The sequence below is a fragment of the Alteromonas sp. CyTr2 genome (assembly GCF_947311905.1).
GTDB classification, from domain to species: Bacteria; Pseudomonadota; Gammaproteobacteria; order Enterobacterales; family Alteromonadaceae; genus Alteromonas; species Alteromonas macleodii.
On record NZ_CAMZMZ010000047.1, the window covers coordinates 1 to 21718 of the forward strand.

A 21718-nucleotide genomic window follows, 5' to 3' on the forward strand; every position below is an offset into this window, starting at 1 on the left:
CCTTCTTGATAGTGATTTGAACAACCCTATCTTGGCTCATTTGAAGCCTTTATGGGAGGAGAGGGTCCATACCATTAGTCCGCATAGATTATTATCTATACGGATTGGTATTAAATAGGCTATACGTAGTCATATGCTTTCGTGTAAACAATGGACGCATAGCGCTTTGTCTTTCTGTCTAAGGCTAAAGCCATTATAAAGAATGAATTACAATGCAAAAAAACAACACGTTATTGATTAAATCCATGTCATTTGCGCTTTCTATTTTCTTTACTTCTCATCGAAGGGCGAGCACGTTCAACATAACTAGTTTTATCACAGGTACATTCACATCGAGCGCTCTCTTACTAGCCGGCGCTACCCTTTCATGGGCACATGCCGCTGAGACATCCTTATCAGCAACGCCAACCATTTCGATATACGTTAGCGACGCCAATGGGGAGCCTGTGAAAGATATGGTGTTAACCCTAACGCCTAACTTTACGCTTGCATCAACGCCACAGCGTGGCGAAGAGCCCGCCATAATGAATCAAATCGATAAACAATTTGCGCCTCACGTGCTTGTTGTTCAATCAGGCACAGATATTTCGTTTCCAAACGCAGATAATCTTTTTCATCACGTGTATTCTTTTTCCCCTACAAAACAGTTTGAGCTAAAACTCTATAAAGAGTTTACCGCTGAACCGCTTCGCTTTGAGCAAGCTGGTATTGTAGATATTGGCTGCAATATTCACGACTGGATGCTGGGCTATATTGTGGTAACCGACAGCCCATTTTTCGCAAAAACCAATGAAGAAGGCGTAATGAATGTTTCACTTCCGGTAGGCGAGTACAGTGTTATGACCTGGCACCCGCAGCAACCTGATGTGAAACTATTTAACAGCGCAACATTGCATATCACCAACTCACAAGAATACAAATTTGTTCTTGATGCAGTTTTCAGTGACGATGACTTCGACGAAGGATTTGGCGATTATTAATGCGTAATGTCTTTGCCTTAACCGTCTGTTTGCTTTGCACGAGTTTAACACTTCAGGTTCACGGAGAAACCAAGGCCCTAGTAAGAACAAGCTTTGTGGCAAAAGATGATTCGCGAAGCTTTCAGCAAATGGGGACCGGCCATCAGCGTTATGAAAGTAACGGCATACAGCTCTCTCATGCTGTAGTGATAGCTGACTTTATGTTAGCGGATAGTTGGTCGGCAGTTGGCGTCATCAATGGTTATAGCGATGGGGAACAAAAGGTTGGATTCTCCGAACTTTATTTAAAATATCGCCCGTTAGTCGCATCCAGCATAAAACCTGAAGTAAAAATAGGGGCATTTTTTCCTGCTCTCTCAGCGGAAAATACCGACGCGGGTTGGTTATCGCCTCACTTTCTAAGCAACTCAGCAATTAATAGTTGGGTGGGTGAAGAACTAAGAACAGGCGGCATCGAAGTAAGTCTGCGACAAAATGGCAGGCAAATAAGAAGCCACTGGTCATGGAAAGTATTGGGCAGCGTGTTCAAAGGTAACGATTCCACCGGCACTCTGCTTTCTTGGCGAGGGTTTGCCCTTCACGACAGACAGTCCGTTTATAATGATCGCGTAAACTTCCTCCCCATTCCCGGCGTCGTCGATGAAGATAAGTTAAACGCACCGGCATGGACGGAACCCTTCAGGGAAATTGACAATCGGTTTGGGTACTACGTAGGAGCTCACTTAGCCTATGCTAGAAAGGCCGAGTTACGTTATTACTATTACGACAATAATGCAGACTCGAACATTGTTGACCCAGACCGCATTTATGCCTGGCATACGCGCTTTCATTCATTAACACTGCGATATTTACCACGACCTGAGTTAACGGTGTTTTCTCAAGTGCTACTAGGTGACACTTTGATGGGGGAGCATATCGTAGACAACGATTTTTCCAGTGCGTATATCGGTGCGGCATACAACCTAAAGCAATTAGGCTGGGAAGATTTAACTTTAGCCATGCGTGGGGACTGGTATCAGGTGGTAGATAACGATGATGTTGTGCATGACCCGAATGGAAGCAGAGGTAACGCCTTTACCGTTAGCGTAAGGTACGACATTACCGCTTATTTATCCGTTAGCACAGAGTGGCAATTAAATTCAGGACATCAGGAGAATTTGCGTTTTTTCCAATCCGACGAGGACTATAGAGAGCAACTATTTCAACTGGCGTTCACTGTAACTCTGTAGCGAAGCGACTGGTGTTCGTCCTACCCTTTCGCCACTTCAATTAAATCAAATTTTGTTTCGCTGTCACCTTTCACCATCACCTGACACTGTCCCCAAGAGTTTGGAATTTGCCAGACATGCGCTTCGGCAACCGTGAATTTTTCTCGATGAGTATCACAACGGACTTCAACGGTATCAAGCTCGCCTTGGATGTTGCCAAAAGCAAACTTACTTCGCACAAGAGTGTGGAACCAATTCCCATCACTTCCTATCGTTACGGGCACGGTTAAGTTTTGCTCAGATGCAATAGATTCTTCAATCTGACTAATTAGCGGCGCGATCTCGCCAATACGCGTTTCTTGCGCTTCCATGTCTTGAAGTGTGGTGTAGGATTTTAATGCTTCTGCATAATACCCACGCTGAGCATCGAGTATGATTTTTCTTTGAAGGGCGTATGCCACATAATCTTCATCAAACACCATGTTATTGAAGCGCTTACTACCGTTGCTGGCAAGTAATCGCGTTAGGCTTTGCGCTTCCCTCTCTACGTCGCCTTGTTTGCTCGCTATATGAGACTCCAAGTTTAGCAACCACGTATTTTCATAGCGGTTTAGCGTATCCCAAGCTAGAAGCTCTTTAAGTGCTTCATCAGCCGCGTCAACATCACCCGCATTAAAGCGCTCTTCTGCATCTTTATAAGCTTTAATAAATTTGCGTGTGGCTCCGCTTTTTCCGCTTATAGCGAAATCCATTTGGACTGCTTGATGACACTGCTGGGTAGGTTCGCCATCTTTGATCGCGGGGTTATATTGCCATTTCTTAACCGCTGACAGTGCACTGCGTTTGAAAGAAGGGCTTCCAAAGAAGTCTTCTACAACAGGGTCTTTCACTCTGCCTTCTTCGTCGATAACGTAGCTTAGCCTAACCCAACCTTCTCGGCCTTTTCTAATGGCTTGAGATGGGTATCTAGGATCGACACGTTTCAAAGGCGTCGCTGGTGTAAATGCGCTTATGCGCTCTACTTCATCAGCTTTCGATTCTGCGAGCGCTTTTTCTTCAAGATCATCACATGGGATACTCAGTTCCTGTGCAGCTGCACTTGCCGTGAAACCTGTAGCGAGCAAAGCCGCTAAAACGAGCGATGGTTGGGTTCGCTTAACAATATTTTCGTGGGCTGAATATTCTGTTCTCAATGCTTTTTTCCATAAATCCTGTTTCATATTTATCATCCTTAATAATGGCTAAACATTACGAGTGAATTGGCGCTAATTCTATTTTTTAGACGAGCTCTCAAGCGACGCATCGGGTACGTTTTTGATCATCATTTGCTCTTTGCGTTTCATCATCATCTTGGCAAGCCTACGCATGCTCACCGTGGTGTCTTTTTCATCTACGATATCGACACCTAGCAAGCGTTCGAGCAGGTCTTCTAGCGTAAGCACCCCTTCTAAACCGCCGTACTCGTCAACCACCAGTAACATATGCACGTGCTTATTGATGAAGTGCTCGAAGGTGACTGACAGCGGCATAGTGTTTAACACGGTAACCATATCTTTTGCGTATTCCGAAAGCGGCTTATCAGTGTTACCTCTGGCTTGTGCCACCAATAAATCAGAACGCATCACAAAGCCGGTAATGTTTTCTGAGTCGCTGTCTTCAAACACAGGAATACGAGAAAATTCTATATTGGCGTGCTTGTGGAAAAAGCCTTCTACCGTCATCGACTCCGACACTTTAAATAGCGCCGTGCGGTGGGTAATCGCATCTTTCACTTTCAGCTCGTGCAAACTTAACAAGCTTTGCAGAAACGCCGCTTCGTGATTCGCTAGCTGACCTTCTTGCCCCGACAACTCTGCCATGGCGTGAAGCTCACTACGGCTTAACCCGCGAAGTGGACTGTCTTCTTTAAAGCCTTTCGTCATTAGCTCAGACATTTTAACGAACGGCATAAGTACAATTGAAAGGTATTTAAGAAAATATGCGGTTACTGGCGCTAGTGTTCGCCAATAGGTTGCACCAAGTGTTTTAGGTATAATCTCAGAAAAAATAAGAATAAGGAGTGTAAGGACTGCTGAAATAACGCCTAGATAGGCGTCACCAAATACTGCTGCCGCTTGCGCACCTGCCCCGGCAGCCCCCATAGTATGAGCAATAGTGTTCAGCGTTAATATTGCTGATAAAGGCGTATTTATATTATCGGTTTGCTTACGTAGTAGCGCACCACTGGCTTTGCCCTCTTTCTCTAACACAGAGATATAAGCGGACGAAACACTCAGAATCACAGCCTCTGCAATGGAGCACAAAAAAGAAAAGCCCAGTGCAATGAAGACGTACACAATAAGTAAAAGCATGTAGTTATTCCAAGCGTCCTTGTAGGTTTAAACGCGTTTTAATTTTAATAAGTTGAACGACTATTATGGATAATAGAGCGGGATATACAAGCGCTCTATGAATATCATTTGAGCGCTTTATTATGAAAGGCATCCGCTGGGCTACTGTTAGCCGCAGCACGCCGAATGTTGCTCTTGGTTATGACGGTGTTGCTGCAGCTTTTTCAGACCCAGCCTTAACATTAACCCCGCCAATAAAATCGCGCATAGCCCATAAATCACCTGAACGTCTGCACCGTGCTCATGAACATGGCTTTGCGTTTTGATCATAGAGGCTAAAGAAAACGAAGCTACTAGGTAGTTCAGTGCGTAACCAAAACCAATACTCGCAGAGATAACACTGAAAAGGTAAAGCACTAACGTTCGCGTGCCCATTTCTTGTTTGATCATTCCCATCGTTGATACGTTAGTGGCGGGCCCCGCCATTAAAAACACTAAAACAGCACCGGGCGATAACCCCGCCGCAAGAAACCCAACCGCGAGTGGCGTTGATGCTGTAGCACATATGTACATAGGAATGCCGATTAGCGCCATCACTAGCATGGCGACCACGCCATCACCCCATTGCGTTAAAAAGTCGGTGGGTACCCACGTTTTAATTGCCGCGGCAAGTGCTAATCCAATTAATAACCATATCACAATGTCTTCAAGTAACTTGCCACTGGCATATGAAAGCACGCTTGTGATTTTCGAAGGCGAAGACTCGTGTTTGGGCTTGTCTGTGCTTTCGTGGTTATGAGCATGTGTTTTTTCGCTTGCACAACAGGACGTGCTGGCCTGTATTTGCGGCTCTGATTTAGGTGCTTGCTTTGAACCACAGCACGATGACTGCGTCACGTCAGATTGTCGTTGTTGAGCCTCTTCTGCTTCTGCGAAAAAACGCACCATCAATCCAGCATAAATAGCGCTTGTAATGGCCGCGATGGGTCTAACAATGGCATACAACGGTCCAAGCAATGCGTAGGACACAGAAACACTGTCTACGCCAGTCTCGGGCGTAGACACTAAAAACGAGATAGTGGAAGATTTAGATGCACCGCTACGTCTAAGCCCAAGTGCCGCTGGGATAACGCCGCAAGAGCACAGAGGTAAAGGCGCACCAATAACCGCGGCCTTTGTAATTGAGCCAAACGATGAGCTGCCCATGTGCTTTTCCAAAAACGAAACGGGTACCAATTCGTGCATGATACCCGCCACCAGCAAACCGAGAAGTAACCAAGGCGCGGATTCAACGAAAAGTGCTAGGAAATTTTGTCCAAGTAAAATGATATCTGACACAAAGCCTCACAGGTTATTTTGTTGAAAGGTCACGTTGAAGAACGCGGCTTTTGACAACAAAGATAACGGTGTTTTAGAACGGTAAGTATAATAACAGATATGCTGTATGACAGAAAATCAGCAAAACTGATTAACCTGATTTATGCGAGTGCGTTTTGCTTTTAAAGGAAAGAAAAATGGCCAGTACAAATGCACTGGCCGAATGTTGACTGTCTCGAAAGTGTAATTTTAAACCACGAGGTCAACCATGAAAGTTTTTGTCGCTAGTGACTTATCCGTTGGCTTGCTCTTTTTTAAGCTTCGATTCCTTTTTGAGTTTTGACACCACAGAAAAAGCTTCAAGCATAACAAGCACAGACACAATAAGTACTACTGCGTCTAAGAATACCAATAGATAGTTACCTTCAACGTAGTATTCTTTAAGTTTAATAAGCCCAGCAAAGAAGGCCATAATCAGTACAAACACCATTGGAATCAGCGTATATTTCGCTGGTCGACCTAATTTAATCAGCATAACCGAGATTACTAACAGGGTTAAACTGGCTAGTATCTGGTTAGTAGAACCGAATAACGGCCAAATAATCATACCGCCACTGCCTGACGCACCACCTGCACCGAAGGCCAGCAATAAACAACATCCAACAGCTACGAGCGTTGCAACCACGCCGTTCTTAAGTGCACCAATTGAATAGATATCGCCCCATTCTTGGATTATGTAGCGCTGCAGACGCACGCCCGAATCCATGGTGGTGCCAGCAAATAGAACAACCATTACCGCAAGGATCGTTGACGAGAAATCTACCGGCAACCCCCAACCCTGCTGAATTAGGTTCGCACCACCAGTGATAAATGCACCCACGCTACCCGCACCCAAGTGGCTGTATACTTCGTGCCATTCTTCTGGAGAAGCTGCAAACGCAACGCCGCTTACAGCGACAATGGTAATAAGTGCCAGTGAACCTTCACCGACCGCGCCTAGATAACCAACAAAGCGTGCATCGGTCTCTTTGTCTAGCTGCTTAGAGCTGGTACCTGAAGACACAATACCGTGGAAACCAGAAACAGCGCCACACGCAATAGTAACGAACAACAGCGGGATTAGACTTGGAGAATCGACAGCGGTTTGAGCGTTAAACGCTGGCGCCGTGATATCCGGCATAGCAAAGAACACAGCACCATAAAGCAGGAACAAGCCAACAAGTAATTGCATACCGTTAATGAAATCACGAGGCTGTAACAGCATCCAAACTGGTAACAGCGATGCAATAGCGGCGTAAATAAATAAGATAATGATCCAGTTTGCTTTATCTGCTAAACCAAACATGGTTTCCGGCAGACTTAGTGGGATATAACTGCCCGCATACACCGATGCGTAAAGCACAATAATCCCCACAATACATAAGGGTATGAGGCTGAAATTACGTTTAAGCAATTGACCTATGACTAATGCAACTGCGATTGCCATCCAAGCTGGGAATACCGCATTGGGTTGGGAGACAAAAGAGTTCGCGATAACCACGCCAAATACCGCATTAACCATTAAGAGTACTAGGAAGATCACTATCATAAATAGTGAACGAGAGCGTTTTCCGATGACGGTCTCAGACAGCGCGCCCATTGATTTGCCTTTGTGGCGTGCGCTGGCCCATAAGGCGCCCATATCGTGCACACCGGCAAATAATATCGTACCGAACACAACCCAAAGTACCGCAGGAACCCATCCCCAGTAGACAGCAATAGCTGGACCTACGATGGGTGCTGCCCCCGCCACGGAAGTGAAATGGTGCCCCCACAATACAACTTTATTGGTGGGAACATAGTCCACCCCATCTTTCATTGTATGGGCTGGTGTTACAAAACTATCATCCAACTTAAATATACGGCTCGCAATAAACTTCGAATATACGAACCAGCCGAGCAACATTCCGATGATGCCCAGTATAACAATGGCAATAGACTGCATACTGTCGTCCTAATTTGTTTTATCGACAGGCCCTAGGGTCTATTGTTCTTTGGTGTACGAATTTTGGTTTAAACGTACAACAAAGGTCAGCAGCCCCTAGCCTGTTGATTTTCTTATTTTCAGTTCAAACATTACACCAATTATCGGTGGCGAAAGGTCATACCTGAATAAGAAAACACCTATTTAAGGTATGCCCAACGTACTGTTGCGCATATTTAAACATGCGACAAGGCAAGGGCCTGACACATTAGACTAAAGTCTAACTCAAAGTTTGGGATTTAGCTGTAAGGCTTTTGAGGTTTATTAGCGATGATTAAGCGGTGAAACAGGAAAGCGTAAAACAGACATTATTTGCCTGCTGTTCTCCACATTAGTAAAGGTCGCGGTGATAACGTCCTTCGTCAGCTAACGCATTGTAGGCTTGCGCTTCAAGTATGGACTGCAAAGCCATGTCAACGCCTTGGCCCATTCCTTCAAAATGCCCACATACGTATACTTGTCCGGTATCGCCTAAGAAGGATTTAACCTCATCTCGCTGCTCAACAAGACGCTGTTGAACATAGCCACCACCTTTTTGTCGGGAGAAAATAACTGACTTTTTAAAAATACAGTCACTATTCTGGAAAGGCGATAGCGTTTTATCAAGCACATCATCTTGCATGGGATGACGTTCGCCAAAAAATATCCAAACTGGCCCAGCGTTCTCAAGCAATGCGCGTTTTGCAAGCTGAGCTCGTACCCCCGCAATGCCGCTACCCGCAGCAATTAATAACAATGGGCACTGAGTATTAGTAATAATAGCGCTGGTATTTTTCCGAATGTAGGCCTGTACTGACTGAGATACAGGTAAAGAACGGGTAAGTAATCCAGAACCTAGCCCAAGTTGTCCGTTGTCTTTAACCAGCTGTCGAACTACAAGCTTTACGTCGTGTTCTTGTGGTACCGACGCAATGGTGTAGCTTCGGCTTACAATCGGTGACTGCCCTTGCTGAGGAATAAGGACTTCCAACACGTCTCCCGCTTCCCATTGTTCATGTAACTCTTGTGTATGATTAGAATGGTCAACGTTCAAAGACAAGCCGAACAGGCCTGGCGACGCTGGGTTTGAAGGTTTACCCTCAGAGTGGTCAGAGGGTTCCTTTGAAGCCTCGCCAGAAGCTAGACTTATTTCATTTAATTGAACCCGATTTTTCAGTGTGAAAGCATGGGTGGGGTGCTGTTCATCCTGTGACAACGAACCAAGCAAAGACAAATGCTCACCTTTCCCTGAATCTAATGTCGTTAGCGGAGAAAGCGCACGTGCGCCTAGTGCACTGATATTATCAAACAACGTGACTGCGAATTGGCAAAACGCGGCGTATTGCTTATCGCCTAACCCCACCACTTCAAAAGACAGGTGGGACAGGTAATCAGATTGATTCGACGACGCTTTTTTTAGCGCTTTACTAAAGGTTCTACCCGCATCAGGGGGTTCGCCTTCACCGTAGGTACTCACAACAAAAATGACTTTCGACACACTACTTAACGTGTTGAGTTTCAAAGATGCCATGGACACTACCGACGTTTGCTCTTGCTGTGATAGCGCCGCGGCCTTTGCGCGGGCAATTTTTTCGGCCGTACCGGTTTGGCTTGCGTATACGACAAGGGTCTCCTCGCCTGATACTGCATAGTTGTTTTTCTTTCGATGTTTAAAAAATAACACCGCTACCCACAGCATATACAGGCCAATGCTTACTATTGCTATGAGTAGACGGTGTGTTTCTGTCATGTGCTTAACTTTTATGCCGTTGTATTGAAATGGCTAGAGACATAAGAGGCTGTTGCTCTGTGAGTATTCAAAGAACGTTTACAGCCCCTAGCTGCGCAATAACGTGCGGTTATTACAGCGGAAGTACTTCAAATGTGCCTGAGTAGCTACCGTTACGAGACGTTGCAGGCTTTTGCGCTTTATCGTCTTCATAGCCAATTTCTACAAAGTACATACCGGCTTGCGGCCATGTAATTTCAATCTGACCATTTTTGTCAGACGTGACTTTAATCGTTTCCTGATCATTTCTGTAGCGCATACCACCGCGCACAACTTCCACCTCGGCGCCAACCGCAGGCTCACCGTCAATAAGTAACTTGAACGTTGCCGTTTCGGTGGCGAACAAATCATTAGGGTGAGTCACTGGCACTAGCTCCAAACCCACGTTATCAGGCGTGAACACCTTGTTCGATGGCGCACCAAGAGTAACAAACGTTTCTACGCGGCGAGAGCTTTGCATTACGCGAAGATCTTTTGCTTTCTTAGGCACGGCTGTTGCGAACTCTTCCGGCTTATATTCTTCACCACGGCCGGGCCACATCTTGCGCTTGCCTTCTTCATCTCGCCAAAATGCGCGAATACCATTGCTGGCAGACGTCAGTTTGTATGTACCTTCTTTGTTTAATTTCAAATCAAACGTGGTTCGGTACTTACCGCGTGCCATATTTTCTACGTCTACGGCTTCACCTTCTGGTGATTGAACCACTAAGTTACTGGCGTTCATTGCGAAGTGGTCAGGGTGAAAAATAGTATTTGAAATAGCAGCATCAAACGTCACGTACGCTTCTTCACCTGATAGTACGGTAGAGCTTGGAAGTAACCACGCGCGATGCGCACTGGCTGAAAATGACACGGCAAGTGTTGCTGCTAGCGCAATGGCTGAAGCTTTTACTGATAGTTTTTTCATAATGTCCTCTTATTGGATCTCTACTGAGTGAGCGTTGAATTAGCGCCTCAGCAGATTAGTCTTCCAGACGCAGTACTACACGCCCAAGTTCTGAATTTCCTTTCACCTCTACCGGTAGTGACGCAGCAGATAACGGTAATGAAAATGGCAGAGACAGTACTTCTCTTCCGCCTACTTCTCGTGATGCCTCAACGCGAAGCGTGTAATCGCCCTCTGGCAGTTCTGCTAACGCTTTATTTAGCTGCGAATCAAGGCTGTAATCGCCTGGGCCTTTTGTTGCACTGGTAAGTCCGTCATAAGGCAAATCAAGGCTTCGTCCACCACGACGCCACCATTGGCGCAAGTCTTTAAGCCACTCTTTCCCTTTGTCTTCACGCATTTCAACGTCGTACCATACGGCGACTTGAGTAGCCTTGCGTTTACTGTCTTCAATCCACACGGCAAGATAAGGTTTGTGATATTCAGCCACATCAAGTTGCGGTAAGGCCACGTCAAGTTTGGCTTGGCTTGCAGCGTGAATAGCGCCAGAGGCAAATGTCATACTTAATAAAGTCGATGCGATAACTGCGCCTTTTCGCATTTTCATGTAAACACTCCTTAAAATTGTGTAGGTAAGTGCCACTAGCGTCGCGCTAGTGCACAAACAGTAAAATAATGACAAACGGGATGAGCACACCGAGCGTAGTAATGGGCCAAGTAGACGCGCGCGTTTTCGAGTGACGCATTAATAGTTGCAGCCCTGTTACGCTAAAAACAATGCAGGCAACAGCGAAGATATCGATAAACCAGCGCCAGGCATTTCCCGTGTTCCGCCCTTTATGCAGGTCATTGAAATAAGATATCCATCCTCTATCAACGTTTTCATAAGTCACTGTGCCAAGTTCAGCATCTACTGCTATCCAACTGTCAGCACCGGGTCCAGGCCAAGCGGCATAAAATTCAATACCATCCCACTCTCCCGTCACCGATGAAGGTAGTGAAATACCCTCTTGCGACTGCATAAACGCGACGAGTTCGCTTGGAATGGCTATGTCACCGGTGTCCAGAGAAACCAATTGTTCGACAACCAACGGTGGTAGGCTTGATTCAGCTGACGTTACAGTTCTGTTCGCTGGAATGTCTGCAGCGTGATTTAGCGTAATCCCCGTTAGGGCAAATAACATCATCCCGACCAGACAGACTGCGCCACTAATCCAGTGCCATTGGCGGATGCCGCCTAAAGAAAAACTCATAATTTCGTTGCTAACTCTCTGTACTACTCGGTGATATTGATTAATTCAACGGGCTAGATAATACAGATATTTCCACCCTTTTCAATGTAAATGAGATTTATTCTCATTATTGTATTTTTTGCTCAACAACCTTTAAGTATTGCTTCACTTTTCGCGTAAACGAGGCCCCCAAAAAGCGACAAGCAATAGGTAATTACACACCACGGTGTAAAGGGTAGGTAAATAGGTAAACGTTGCTGAAACCATCACGCTTGCAAGCTGTAAAAGCCCTATCCATACCACCACGCCAATTTCGGTCTTCCACACGTCTATGCAGTTCATGAGGCTTATTGCCATAAGAAAATACGCTAAACTATGAAGTACAATTAAAAGTAGTGGTGAAGGTGTGCTGGTTAGTCGAGTGATACCGGCATGCTTCTTGTTGCCAAGCGAGAGTAGTAAGAAACTCAAATAAGTAAGCACAAATGCGAACACCACATCCAGAATGATACTCATATTAATGCCTCGCTGTTGTCACCTTGCGGCTTATTTTGGCGAGCTGTGTCTTTTCGCTTTGGTGAAAGTGCGCTGTTTACCCGTTTTGCTTTCACGGCTTTGGCTTTTGTGACGTGGTAAGCAGCATAGCCAAGTACTGCCGCAAGTGTTATGCACATAAGGTCAAAACCCACTCTCAGGCTATCACCATTTGCAACCGCGAAATCTAAGCCTGTTGCTGAGGTGAGGTGGTCAAGCAAAGGGACAAGCGCAAACAACACTGCTGCAAAGCCAAGTTGAACTACCCACCCTTTTTTGTCTCGCCAAATAAACCCTGCAACCACACACACCAGCCATATTGCGAAAAACACCTTAATTTCCCATAAGCTTCGAGACGTTAGATCAGCAGGAATTAGTCTATTTACCCAAAAGTAGCCGCCGGTCGCACACATTAACCCTGCAATGCTGCCTATATTGCTGCCTCTGACCAATTCAAAACCAAATTCTCCAAGCTGTTGCTTTGCCCGTTTCACTACCCACAAAACAGAGCCCGTTCCCACCATAATGGTACCCAGAATACCGGCAAAAAATAGTAACCAGCGAGTAAGGGTATCGGCGAAGCGCGCTTGATGTAGCATATCCAAATAGTTATACGTCGCCTGGCTGGCGTTAGCGGCTACTGAGGCTGGGCGCTCGTTAATGACTTCGCCTTGTGCGTTAAATACCAGCGCACTACTTCCTCCACGCCCCGCACTTAACTGCGTTCTGTTGTTCCCACTTAGCGTAAACTGAGCGTTAGCTTTACCCGGGTGAGTAATAGATAGGCTTTCAACCGGCACCTGCCATGTATTTTCGGCGTGAGCAATCATCGAAGAGATAGGTAAGGCCAATAAGGCATTAATGTCTGGCGAAGCTAGATTTTGCTGCTGCGCATTCTGGCGTACTTCTGTACCTTGAGGACGGTGCCGCACGCGCTCCTCGCTGTTAAAAGGCAATAGCGTGGCGCCTAATAGAATCAAACCAGAAAAAGTGATCATGATATGAAATGGTAGTGCTAGTACCGCACTAATGGCGTGCCCATCTATCCAGCTCAGCAGCTTCTTCTTTGGCCTGAACATAAAGAAATCGGCAAAGATTTTTCTGTGCATGATGACGCCGCTGATAATAGCAACAAACATCATCATACTGACTACGCCTACTATCCAGCGTCCAATGGTTCTGTCGATACCGTATAACTCGAAATGAAAACGATAAAGGAAGTTGCCACCGGCCGTTTCCCTTACTTTTATCTCTTCACCCGTGGACGGGTTCAACATGACCCGTGGTCCTCGACGACGCTCGTTACCTGCATTAGCGTCGCGCCACGACAAGTCGAGTGTATTCGAGCGCGCATCTGGTAGTGAGAGTTGCCATTCACTTGCATTGGGCGCATTGATCGCAAGATAACGTAAACCGTGCTCTAGCGCCTTTTCGCTGGGTACTGCGGCGTGTTGTTCTGGCTGCATCCAATAGGTTATTTCGGTTCTAAAAAACGACAGCGTCCCGGTGAAAAAAATAGCAAAGAGTAACCAACCAACAAGTACCGAGCTCCAAGTATGAAGCCACGTCATAGACTTTCTGACATTCCCTTTCATGTTAAAGCCCTGTACTGATTGAATAAAGACATAAGGCTAACGCAGAGAGCGCTGTCATTACGATGGACGCCTTTTTCGTCGTATCAAAGATGAACGTAAAAAGGATGAAGGTGCAGTAAACACAAAAGAACAGCATTCTTACCAGCACTTCGTGCTCTCGTCCGTCAGCCCCTATAAAATTGGCAATAGCACTGCTTAGCCACGCTGAAAAAGCGTAGCCCAGTGCCACAGCAATCAGCGTTCTAAGTGCGACATCCAATCGTTCACGATTTATGGCGACGCGGTTTACCGTTTGGCTCTTCATATTGTGTTCTTCACTAGGTTTTCTAGTGACTGGATGTTGCCAAGTAAATCAGAACGGGATGGGTACGATTTATAGACTTGTCGTAAAAGCGTAAGTGCATCTTGGTACTGACGCTGATCTATGGCAATTTGCGCACGCCCGAGCATGGCGCGCTGTTTAACGTCGGCGAGTGACTCAGCTCGCAGATAGGTCATTTTGGCACGTTCGACGTTGTTCTGTTGACGATAAAGTGAAGCAAGAGACAACAGCGCCTCTCCATTGTCAGGGGCGTCAGCAATGGCTTTGGTTAAAAGGGAAATTGCCGTTTTGCTTTGCCCTTTGCCCATAGCCAACTGAGCTTTAAGTACATTAAGCGTAGCTGCTTGAGTGGTCGTGAGCTTTTTCACATTGTTGTCGGCAGCTTGCGTTAATTTACCTAAATCAGACCACTGCTCATTAGCCGCTAAGTAAGCCGCTATTTTGGAGTAAGCGTCGAAGCCTTCCCCATCTTTGTCGGTAATGAAAGTCTTCGCATGGGTAGCCAGTATGTCTGCTGCGCGCCGCGGACTGCCGTCAGATACGTGCAATTTAGCCACTGAAATCAAGTTCGACAGCGAGCGGTCACCTAAAGAAAGGGCAGTCTCTAAGCTGCTCAGCGCCTTTACCATGTCACCCTGCTTTAACGCTATTTGTCCCCGTTGGAGCCAAAGCTGCTGATTACTTTCATCATCTACCAACATTTCGCTTAGCAAGCTTTCCGCCTGTGCAAGTGCATTACTTTCAATAAGCGCGAACAATAAACCTTGATACCATTGCTTGTTTTCAGGTTCGAGCATTAACGCATTTTGATAAGCACCAATAGCGGTGACAGGTTTGCCAAGCTGAACATTGGTATAGGCTAGCTGCCCGAAAAGTTGGGCATCTTGAATACCTAGCTCTACGCTTTTAGTTAAATGAGTGCGTGCTTTGGCCAATTTATCTGTCATTAAATACGCCATGCTCAAACTTCTGTGCGCCGATGGAAGGTTTGGCATAGCATCGATAACGTCCAACAGCACTTTTTCGGCAAGTGAGTAGTTTTTCTCATTCAATAGCACTTGTCCGTAAAGCTCACGCAAGCGTGGACTAAATTGAGAAATATCCTGGGTTGCAAATGCGCTGGCAACGTTTGAATAATTGCCTGCTTGCAAGTCGGCCTGAATGCGCCCGATAAACTCACCTTCTTCACGGGATATACGTTCACGATGATCATCTCTATGATGCTGACGCATGACAAACTGCCAATCGGGTTCTTCCAATTCCACCGTTATTTTCGCACTTACTGGCTTAACAAAAGCCAGCGCGCTCACTACACAGCTGAGGACAGTTACGGCTGTAATCTTGTTTAACATTGTCTCAATCAACCTCTAAATTCTTTAGCTTCCATTAAGCTTCTATTAGGCCTCTATAACTACAGGCCAAATAAAACGCGCCTTCACCGCTTCATCTTCTTTGTAAGGCGATGTAAATTTGCTGGCTTTAACAAAACGCATTATTTCTTTATTGAGCTCGTGATGCGGGTTCTCGACAATATCCATCAGCTTTACGTTGCCGTGTTCGTCAATAATGACGTCGAGCTTTACAATCACCCGCTTGATACCTTGCTTTTTAAGTCGCTTGGGGAAACGTATTTTGACCGGAGTCAGCAAGGTAGGCTTTGAATCCAGTTCGCTTAGCCCAAAGGCGTCCAATTCAATATCAGGCATATCCCATTGGGTTTGGGTCACTTTGACATTTGGCATGTCGGGCTTTGGCACTTGAATATCTGGCTCAACACTTAAATCCGCCATGGTCATGGCTGCGCCACTGCCCTCTACCTGCATAACAAGTTCAGTCTCTTCCACTACATTTTGCGTTTTAGGGGGCGGCGGCGGTGGAGGCGTTACCGCAATGTCTAACTTGCGCACAACCATAGTGTCGGGCTGCAGATTAGACAAAAAGTGCCCTAGCCACATAACGCCAAGCGCACTAACGAGCACCGCACCGCTAAGTAGAGAAGGTTGAAGATTGTATTTCATTGAATTTTGCCTCGTTCGCTATGGCTTCAAAGTGGCGATATTGACCGTGTCGGCACCCGCCAGTTTGGCTTCATCTATGACTTCTACCAGTAATTCAGAGCGAACGGCTTTATCTACCTGAATGACTACTGGGCGTTGTTCTTTCATCAACAATTGCTCAACGGTAGAGCGCACACCGCGCACACCGATATTGGCACTGTCATACACCACTTCACCGGTTCGGGTAATTGCCAGCATAATGGCCATTTGATCGAGCTTTTGTGCTGATATTGCCTGTGGTTTATCTACCTCTACCCCAGTCTCTTTTACAAACACTGTTGAAACGATAAAGAAAATTAAAAGTATAAAAACCACGTCTAGTAGCGGAGACATATCAATGCCTTGCGCTTGCTGGTTTTCAAGGCGTCGCTGTAATCGACTTGCCATGTTTACGCCTCCCTTGCTACGGCGCGCTTTACCGCACCATTAACAAACATCAACAAAAGCCAGCCAGGAATAGCCAAGGTTAAGCCAAGCTGAGTGGTAAAAAGTGCATCGGCAATGCCACCAGTGACGACTTGACTATCGACACCTAACGACATCATTCCGGTGAAACTCACTTGTAGGCCTGCAATTGTTCCTAGCAGGCCCATCAAGGGAAGAGCACTAACCAGTACGGCAGGTACCATTTCTCGCTTTGTAAGCTCTTTCTCTCCATCACGCTCTTGGGCTATCTCTTTGCGTGTAGTAAACAACACAAAGATTTGCTGGTAAGCAAACCATGCCACCAGCAGCATTAACCAACACAATGCATTCCCCGCTAGCTGTTCAATCATTAGCTTGCGCTCGCTTGCTTTTGACCATCACTCTTTTGGTCGCTTTTCTCAGCAACGTCAGGCTCGTCATTGCTAAGTACAAGCGCGAAACTTTCGAGCTCTTCGTAGTAATGTCGCGCTTTGCGAGAGAGTACGGCATTTAGAATTAATGCCGGTATGGCCACCACTAAGCCTAACTCTGTCGTAACCAAGGCTTTAGCGATCCCGCCAGAAATAACTTCGGGGTCGCTTGAGCCAAATGCCGTCATCATTCTAAAGGTTTCAATCATGCCGCTTACCGTACCTAGAAGACCTAGCAAGGGTGCAACGGCAGCAGTTACAGCAATGGTACCGTTGTATTTTTCTAGCTTGATTTTGTCTTGCTGGAGTGCAGAAAACAGTTCATCGTCGCGTTCAGTTGGCGTGCTTGCACGCTTAGTTATGTCATACAGTTCGCGCTGCATGCCATCAAAGAAGCCCACACCTGAACTGCCCACCATGTTCACCAGAGCTTTGCCTGATGCTACTTGCTTAACCTTCGGCAAGCGCCATAGCTGAATAACTTTAAACAGTGCGATAAGCGTAGCGAGAAGGGCAAACAAAACGATAGGGATCACCCACACTCCGCCTTTCACAACATGTTCAATTACCCCTTCTGACGCTTGCTCGCGCGTTGCTGCGCGGCCAAGGGTAGGATCTATTTTAATGCTGCCATTGCCGCTGCTTGCCAAGCTTGCAAGGCTTTCGGTATCCGTATCTGAAAAAGTGGACGTAGAGGTAAACAGGTCTTGCTTACGCTCTGCCGTACCCGCAACGTTTTGTGCTTGCGCCAGATACCACGTCACCGGGCCAAGAGTAAGCACTTTTGCTTGGGTCACTTCGCCATTCGCCAGTACAACCTTTCCTGCACTGAAATTAGGGGTTTGTTGATTGGCAAACTCTTTCGCTTTTTCACCCACTTTCTGGACTTTGTCAGACAAGCTCATTTCGCTTAATGACAGACTGTCTACACCAGTTTGAAGCAGGAAACGGCTCAACAAATTTTGTTGGAACTCTTGTTGCTCGCTCCAGCTCGATAGGCGATTTTCTAACTGGGAAAGACTAAGGGTTCTTTCATCCATTTTACGGCGGGCGACCGTGGTTTCATTGCGCAGTTTCATTACCTGCTGTTCAAGCGCACGCAATTCGTTAGCCAGCGCTACCCGCTCTTTGCTAATTTTGCTTTCTGTGCGTTCCAGACGCGCTTTTGCCTCTTTAATATTGGCCAGCATGCTATCTTCAGGCGCTGCCACTGCCGGTACACAAACCACAGCAGCACACAAAGCAACACATGCTGCGATGAGAGAGGATCTCAACATTGGATTAAATGCTGTGAGAACGTGAGCTAAGCATTTCATTCGCCTTCTCCTTTAGCCAGCGTAAGTGGTAAAGAAACAAAATCAGGTTCATGCTTTTTCTCAAAAATAGCGACGGCAAGCGCTACCGCTTCGCTATCTACATTGTCACTAAATTGCCACTGCCACTCGCCATTTTTAACGTGACCGGCCCCCTGATATTGACCATCGGCGTTGGTAAACCACGCATAGCTGCTGCCAACAAAGAACTGCTTAACTAATACATCTTTGTCATCGGGAGCACGCATTACGGTTTCGTTAACCAGAAGTTTGCTATTGAATTGCGCAAGGGATGAAAGTTTTGCAAGGGTGACCTGAAGCTTATTTGACGTGTCGGCGTCAGCCGCTAATTCGGCTTGCTCTTTATCCCACGTCTGGCGAATAATTTCAGGCAGCGACGAGTAAAGGCTGTCTACTTGGCCTATTACTCCAGTCAATGCACGCTCTACCCCACCCTGTTGTGCTTCAAGCTCACTTTGCTCAGAAAGCAGTGCTTCTCGCTGGGCTTCTACGTCGGTGGTTGCAGCCTTACTTTCGTCAATCATACTCTGCAGCTGAGTACGTTCAGCTTTAAGCAGTTGAATACGCTGACGCAATGCAGGCTCTGATTCACGCCACTCGTTTTCTAGTTTTTGCGTCTGGCGCTCAATGCTAATCCACTTTTCAGTGAGCCCGTCGATATCGCTGGCTTTTGTTGCTGCCATCACAATACCTGATGAGGCCACGGCAAGTGATACCAGTACAAAAGAAAGCGCTGCACTTCTTTTAACTTTCATTCAAATCCCTTACATCTCTTAGCTGAATTAATGAGATTGCCGGCACGTCGATATCGCTATCGAGGCCGGCATTTTTAATGTCTTGTTACTGCTTGCTAAGTATTAGAACTGGTAAGTAGCAGACAACAAGAAGCTTCTTTCTGGTTCATTGAAAGTATTCGCCCCTGCGTTAGATGCTTGTGTACCTTCACGCTTAACGCTTTCGTTAAACAAGTTCTTAACCGACACGTTGAAGCTTAAGTTTTCGTCGAACGCGTAAATGGCGTTAATGTTGGTGATGGTATAGGCTTCTCGATCATCAGCTTCGATAACGGCGCCCGAATTAACGCTGGCCGTAGGGCTTTCTGTCTCACCATAGTGTTGAGCGCTAAGCACAAGCTCAAGTGCATCGGTGGCTTGCCAGCTTATTAGCGAGTTCACTGTGTAGTCAGGAACGATAGATAATGGCTGGCCAGTAGATTTATCTTCTGACTCAAGCATCACGGTAAAGTTGGTCGACCACTCAATAGTGCTGGTTACAGGGAACAACAAGTTACCTTCAAGGCCAGAAATAACCGCTTCAGGAACGTTAAACCACTGGAATACCTGAACGTTGGCCTCGCCACCTTCTTCGCCAGGTAACACATACTCTGGCGGTACATTACCGGTGCCAATTTTGTCTTTATAGTCGTTGTGGAAGTAAGTAATACCCGCGTTCAAGCCCTCTTCGTTGGTGTAGTTAACACCAATTTCTTTGTTTACTGAGGTTTCGTGCTCTAGGTCAGGGTTTCCTAGAATGTGACACCCGCCACCTAGGTTGGAGAAGTCAACTGGGCAACCATTACCTCGTGTGTAGTACACGTAGTTAGGGTTTAATTGATAGAGATTTGGTGCTTTAAAAGCACGGCTAATACCACCTTGAACCACAATATTAGGCGATGCCTGCCATGATGCATTCAAGCTCGGGCTAAGGTTTGTACCCGCTTTGCTGTGATCATCAAAACGCAGTCCAGGCGTAAGCGTGATTGAATCAGTTAGCATGATGTTGTCTTCAACATACACACCTACAAGCGTGGCGTCGGTTTCAGATGGACGATTTTCTGGGTCAGTCTCTACACCAGGAATAGTGCCGTCATCAACCACATTCAGAGAAAGCTGATTGCTAACTGAATCGTCTAGGGTCTCTTTGCGGTATTCCGCACCAAACGTTGCGGTTTGATTGAAGCCGCCTAACGTTAAAGGCACATTCCACTCGGTCTTTGCCGTAATGTTCTCTAATTTGATGGTGGTCATCTCAAGGCTATTAATGCGACCTTCACCACCACCTGCAGAGCCTTCACCTAAACGGCTGTTAGACGTGCTTTCGTATTGGATATAGCTAAATGAATCGCCGAAGTCATATTCACCATTGTGTGTTACGCCGAACGTACGACGGTGCATTACTAGTGTTTCTTCACCAATTAAGCTCTGAGGATCGGTTTCTGCCAAATCTTCAGCGTCTGGAATGATGACGTTGCCATTTTCGTCAACGGGGTAGCTTACGCCTTGAAATGCATTGTCACCGGCATAGCGGTTGCCTTGGCGGCTATAGGCTGCTTCAAAGTCCCAGCGATTAATATCATCTTGGTCGAAGCGAACAAGAGTACGCACGTCGATATTTTCAACACCTTCACGTCCTGCACCTACCGCTTTTGCTGTACCGCCGCGGCCCGTTGTTACGTCTGTTGCGTCTAAATTTACGCGTGGGTCGTCAGCGTCCTGTTCGTTGTAGTTAACAATAGTGCGGTGAGAGAAGCGCTCAGATAAAGGCGCACTTGTTACTAGGTTAAAACGACGGTTGTCGCCTTCGTATTTATTTGAAGAAAGCTCGGTCTGAGCGGTGATAGAGGTAGAAGCTTCATCAGGAGACTTAGTGATAATATTGATAACACCACCTGATGCGCCAGAGCCATAGCGAGCCGCTGCTGGACCACGAATAACTTCAATGCTCTCAATCGCTTCAGCTGGAACCCAGTTGCTGTCGCCCTGTGTGTTTCGCTCGCCTGAACGGCCCATTTTTACAGAGTTACGCGACAACACTGGCTTGCCGTCAATTAAAATAAGCGTATTTTCTGGACCCATTCCGCGAATGTCGATTTGACGTTTGTTGCCATACTGTCCTGAGCTTGAGTTACCTGTAAGGTTGATACCCGGCATGGTTCTTACAATTTCAGCGATATCGTTAGTGACAGGACGACGTTTGAAATCTTCTTCCGTAATGATAGACACGCCTTGGGCTTGCTTCAGCTCTTCAGACGCAGATTGCACAACGGTGGTGTCGAGCGTTTCTATCTCTTCGCTTTGCGCCAGCACACCCGCTGACAACATGGGAAACAGGGTTCCTAACAAAATAATGCGCTTACCATTTACAGGCATTTGATAATCCTTAATGTGTTGAGTGTTGGCCAGCCAGTGGCTCGCCATTTCAAAATGTTGTGTCTTGTTACGCGCGGCTTAACTTCATAAATGGCTCTAACGCCAAACATGAGCAAAGCACTAACTATTTGAGTTAGGGCAATTGGT

20 protein-coding genes are annotated in these 21718 nt (G+C 46.4%); 2 read left to right on the forward strand and 18 right to left on the reverse strand.

All coding sequences use genetic code 11. The features are described 5' to 3' along the window. The first annotated feature begins 212 nt into the window (after nucleotides 1-212). Together QME20_RS17815 and QME20_RS17820 are read left to right on the forward strand one after the other, a co-directional pair. The gene (locus QME20_RS17815) at nucleotides 213-980 is read left to right on the forward strand and encodes a methylamine utilization protein (RefSeq protein WP_239240502.1); all 768 of its coding nucleotides are present in this window, start codon (nucleotides 213-215) and stop codon (nucleotides 978-980) included. 95 nt (nucleotides 981-1075) lie between these two features. Further along, nucleotides 1076-2209, forward strand: coding sequence for an outer membrane beta-barrel protein (locus tag QME20_RS17820; RefSeq protein WP_281716341.1), 1134 nt, complete (start codon nucleotides 1076-1078; stop codon nucleotides 2207-2209). 20 nt (nucleotides 2210-2229) lie between these two features. On the opposite strand, the gene QME20_RS17825 is transcribed toward QME20_RS17820, so the two are convergent. From QME20_RS17825 to QME20_RS17910, 18 genes are all read right to left on the reverse strand, one after another. Then, the gene (locus tag QME20_RS17825) at nucleotides 2230-3408 is read right to left on the reverse strand and encodes an energy transducer TonB (protein ID WP_168533217.1); all 1179 of its coding nucleotides are present in this window, start codon (nucleotides 3406-3408) and stop codon (nucleotides 2230-2232) included. 51 nt (nucleotides 3409-3459) lie between these two features. Further along, entirely contained in the window at nucleotides 3460-4539 is a 1080-nt protein-coding gene (locus tag QME20_RS17830) for a CNNM domain-containing protein (protein WP_014951013.1), read from the reverse strand. Nucleotides 4540-4686: 147 nt separating this feature from the next. After that, nucleotides 4687-5856, reverse strand: coding sequence for an SO_0444 family Cu/Zn efflux transporter (locus QME20_RS17835; RefSeq protein ID WP_281716342.1), 1170 nt, complete (start codon nucleotides 5854-5856; stop codon nucleotides 4687-4689). Between the two features lie 271 nt (nucleotides 5857-6127). Further along, the gene (locus QME20_RS17840) at nucleotides 6128-7819 is read right to left on the reverse strand and encodes a carbon starvation protein A (protein ID WP_014951015.1); all 1692 of its coding nucleotides are present in this window, start codon (nucleotides 7817-7819) and stop codon (nucleotides 6128-6130) included. 370 nt (nucleotides 7820-8189) lie between these two features. Next, nucleotides 8190-9587 carry a flavodoxin domain-containing protein gene (locus QME20_RS17845; RefSeq protein WP_156087044.1) on the reverse strand — a complete coding sequence of 466 codons (1398 nt, stop codon included), beginning with the start codon at nucleotides 9585-9587 and terminating at the stop codon, nucleotides 8190-8192. Between the two features lie 112 nt (nucleotides 9588-9699). After that, the gene (locus tag QME20_RS17850; protein ID WP_014951017.1) at nucleotides 9700-10533 is read right to left on the reverse strand and encodes a DUF4198 domain-containing protein; all 834 of its coding nucleotides are present in this window, start codon (nucleotides 10531-10533) and stop codon (nucleotides 9700-9702) included. 55 nt (nucleotides 10534-10588) lie between these two features. Then, nucleotides 10589-11119 (reverse strand): DUF2271 domain-containing protein, encoded by a 531-nt coding sequence (locus QME20_RS17855; protein WP_014977604.1) that lies wholly within the window; start codon nucleotides 11117-11119, stop codon nucleotides 10589-10591. 46 nt (nucleotides 11120-11165) lie between these two features. Beyond that, nucleotides 11166-11765: a PepSY-associated TM helix domain-containing protein gene (locus QME20_RS17860; protein ID WP_239220284.1), complete on the reverse strand. Its 600-nt coding sequence runs from the start codon at nucleotides 11763-11765 to the stop codon at nucleotides 11166-11168. A 144-nt stretch (nucleotides 11766-11909) separates the two neighbouring features. Next, complete coding sequence (locus tag QME20_RS17865) at nucleotides 11910-12260, reverse strand: DUF3325 domain-containing protein (RefSeq protein WP_281716343.1); 351 nt, start codon at nucleotides 12258-12260, stop codon at nucleotides 11910-11912. Then, nucleotides 12257-13873, reverse strand: a complete 1617-nt coding sequence (locus QME20_RS17870) for a PepSY-associated TM helix domain-containing protein (protein WP_281716344.1) — start codon at nucleotides 13871-13873, stop codon at nucleotides 12257-12259. The genes QME20_RS17865 and QME20_RS17870 overlap by 4 nt, the downstream gene beginning before the upstream one ends. Nucleotide 13874: 1 nt before the next feature. Continuing rightward, nucleotides 13875-14177 carry a hypothetical protein gene (locus QME20_RS17875; protein WP_014951021.1) on the reverse strand — a complete coding sequence of 101 codons (303 nt, stop codon included), beginning with the start codon at nucleotides 14175-14177 and terminating at the stop codon, nucleotides 13875-13877. Further along, entirely contained in the window at nucleotides 14174-15547 is a 1374-nt protein-coding gene (locus QME20_RS17880; protein WP_281716345.1) for a tetratricopeptide repeat protein, read from the reverse strand. Before QME20_RS17880 ends, QME20_RS17875 begins: the two co-directional genes overlap by 4 nt. 45 nt (nucleotides 15548-15592) lie before the next feature. Further along, nucleotides 15593-16213 (reverse strand): energy transducer TonB, encoded by a 621-nt coding sequence (locus QME20_RS17885; protein ID WP_014977608.1) that lies wholly within the window; start codon nucleotides 16211-16213, stop codon nucleotides 15593-15595. An 18-nt stretch (nucleotides 16214-16231) separates the two neighbouring features. Next, nucleotides 16232-16639 (reverse strand): biopolymer transporter ExbD, encoded by a 408-nt coding sequence (locus QME20_RS17890; protein WP_281716346.1) that lies wholly within the window; start codon nucleotides 16637-16639, stop codon nucleotides 16232-16234. 2 nt (nucleotides 16640-16641) lie between these two features. Continuing rightward, nucleotides 16642-17028, reverse strand: coding sequence for a MotA/TolQ/ExbB proton channel family protein (locus QME20_RS17895; protein ID WP_281716347.1), 387 nt, complete (start codon nucleotides 17026-17028; stop codon nucleotides 16642-16644). After that, nucleotides 17028-18404, reverse strand: a complete 1377-nt coding sequence (locus QME20_RS17900) for a MotA/TolQ/ExbB proton channel family protein (RefSeq protein WP_281716348.1) — start codon at nucleotides 18402-18404, stop codon at nucleotides 17028-17030. Before QME20_RS17900 ends, QME20_RS17895 begins: the two co-directional genes overlap by 1 nt. Next, nucleotides 18401-19177, reverse strand: a complete 777-nt coding sequence (locus QME20_RS17905) for a DUF3450 family protein (RefSeq protein ID WP_278345758.1) — start codon at nucleotides 19175-19177, stop codon at nucleotides 18401-18403. The genes QME20_RS17900 and QME20_RS17905 overlap by 4 nt, the downstream gene beginning before the upstream one ends. Nucleotides 19178-19279: 102 nt before the next feature. Then, nucleotides 19280-21571 carry a FepA family TonB-dependent siderophore receptor gene (locus QME20_RS17910; protein ID WP_049589011.1) on the reverse strand — a complete coding sequence of 764 codons (2292 nt, stop codon included), beginning with the start codon at nucleotides 21569-21571 and terminating at the stop codon, nucleotides 19280-19282. Nucleotides 21572-21718: the final 147 nt, after the last annotated feature.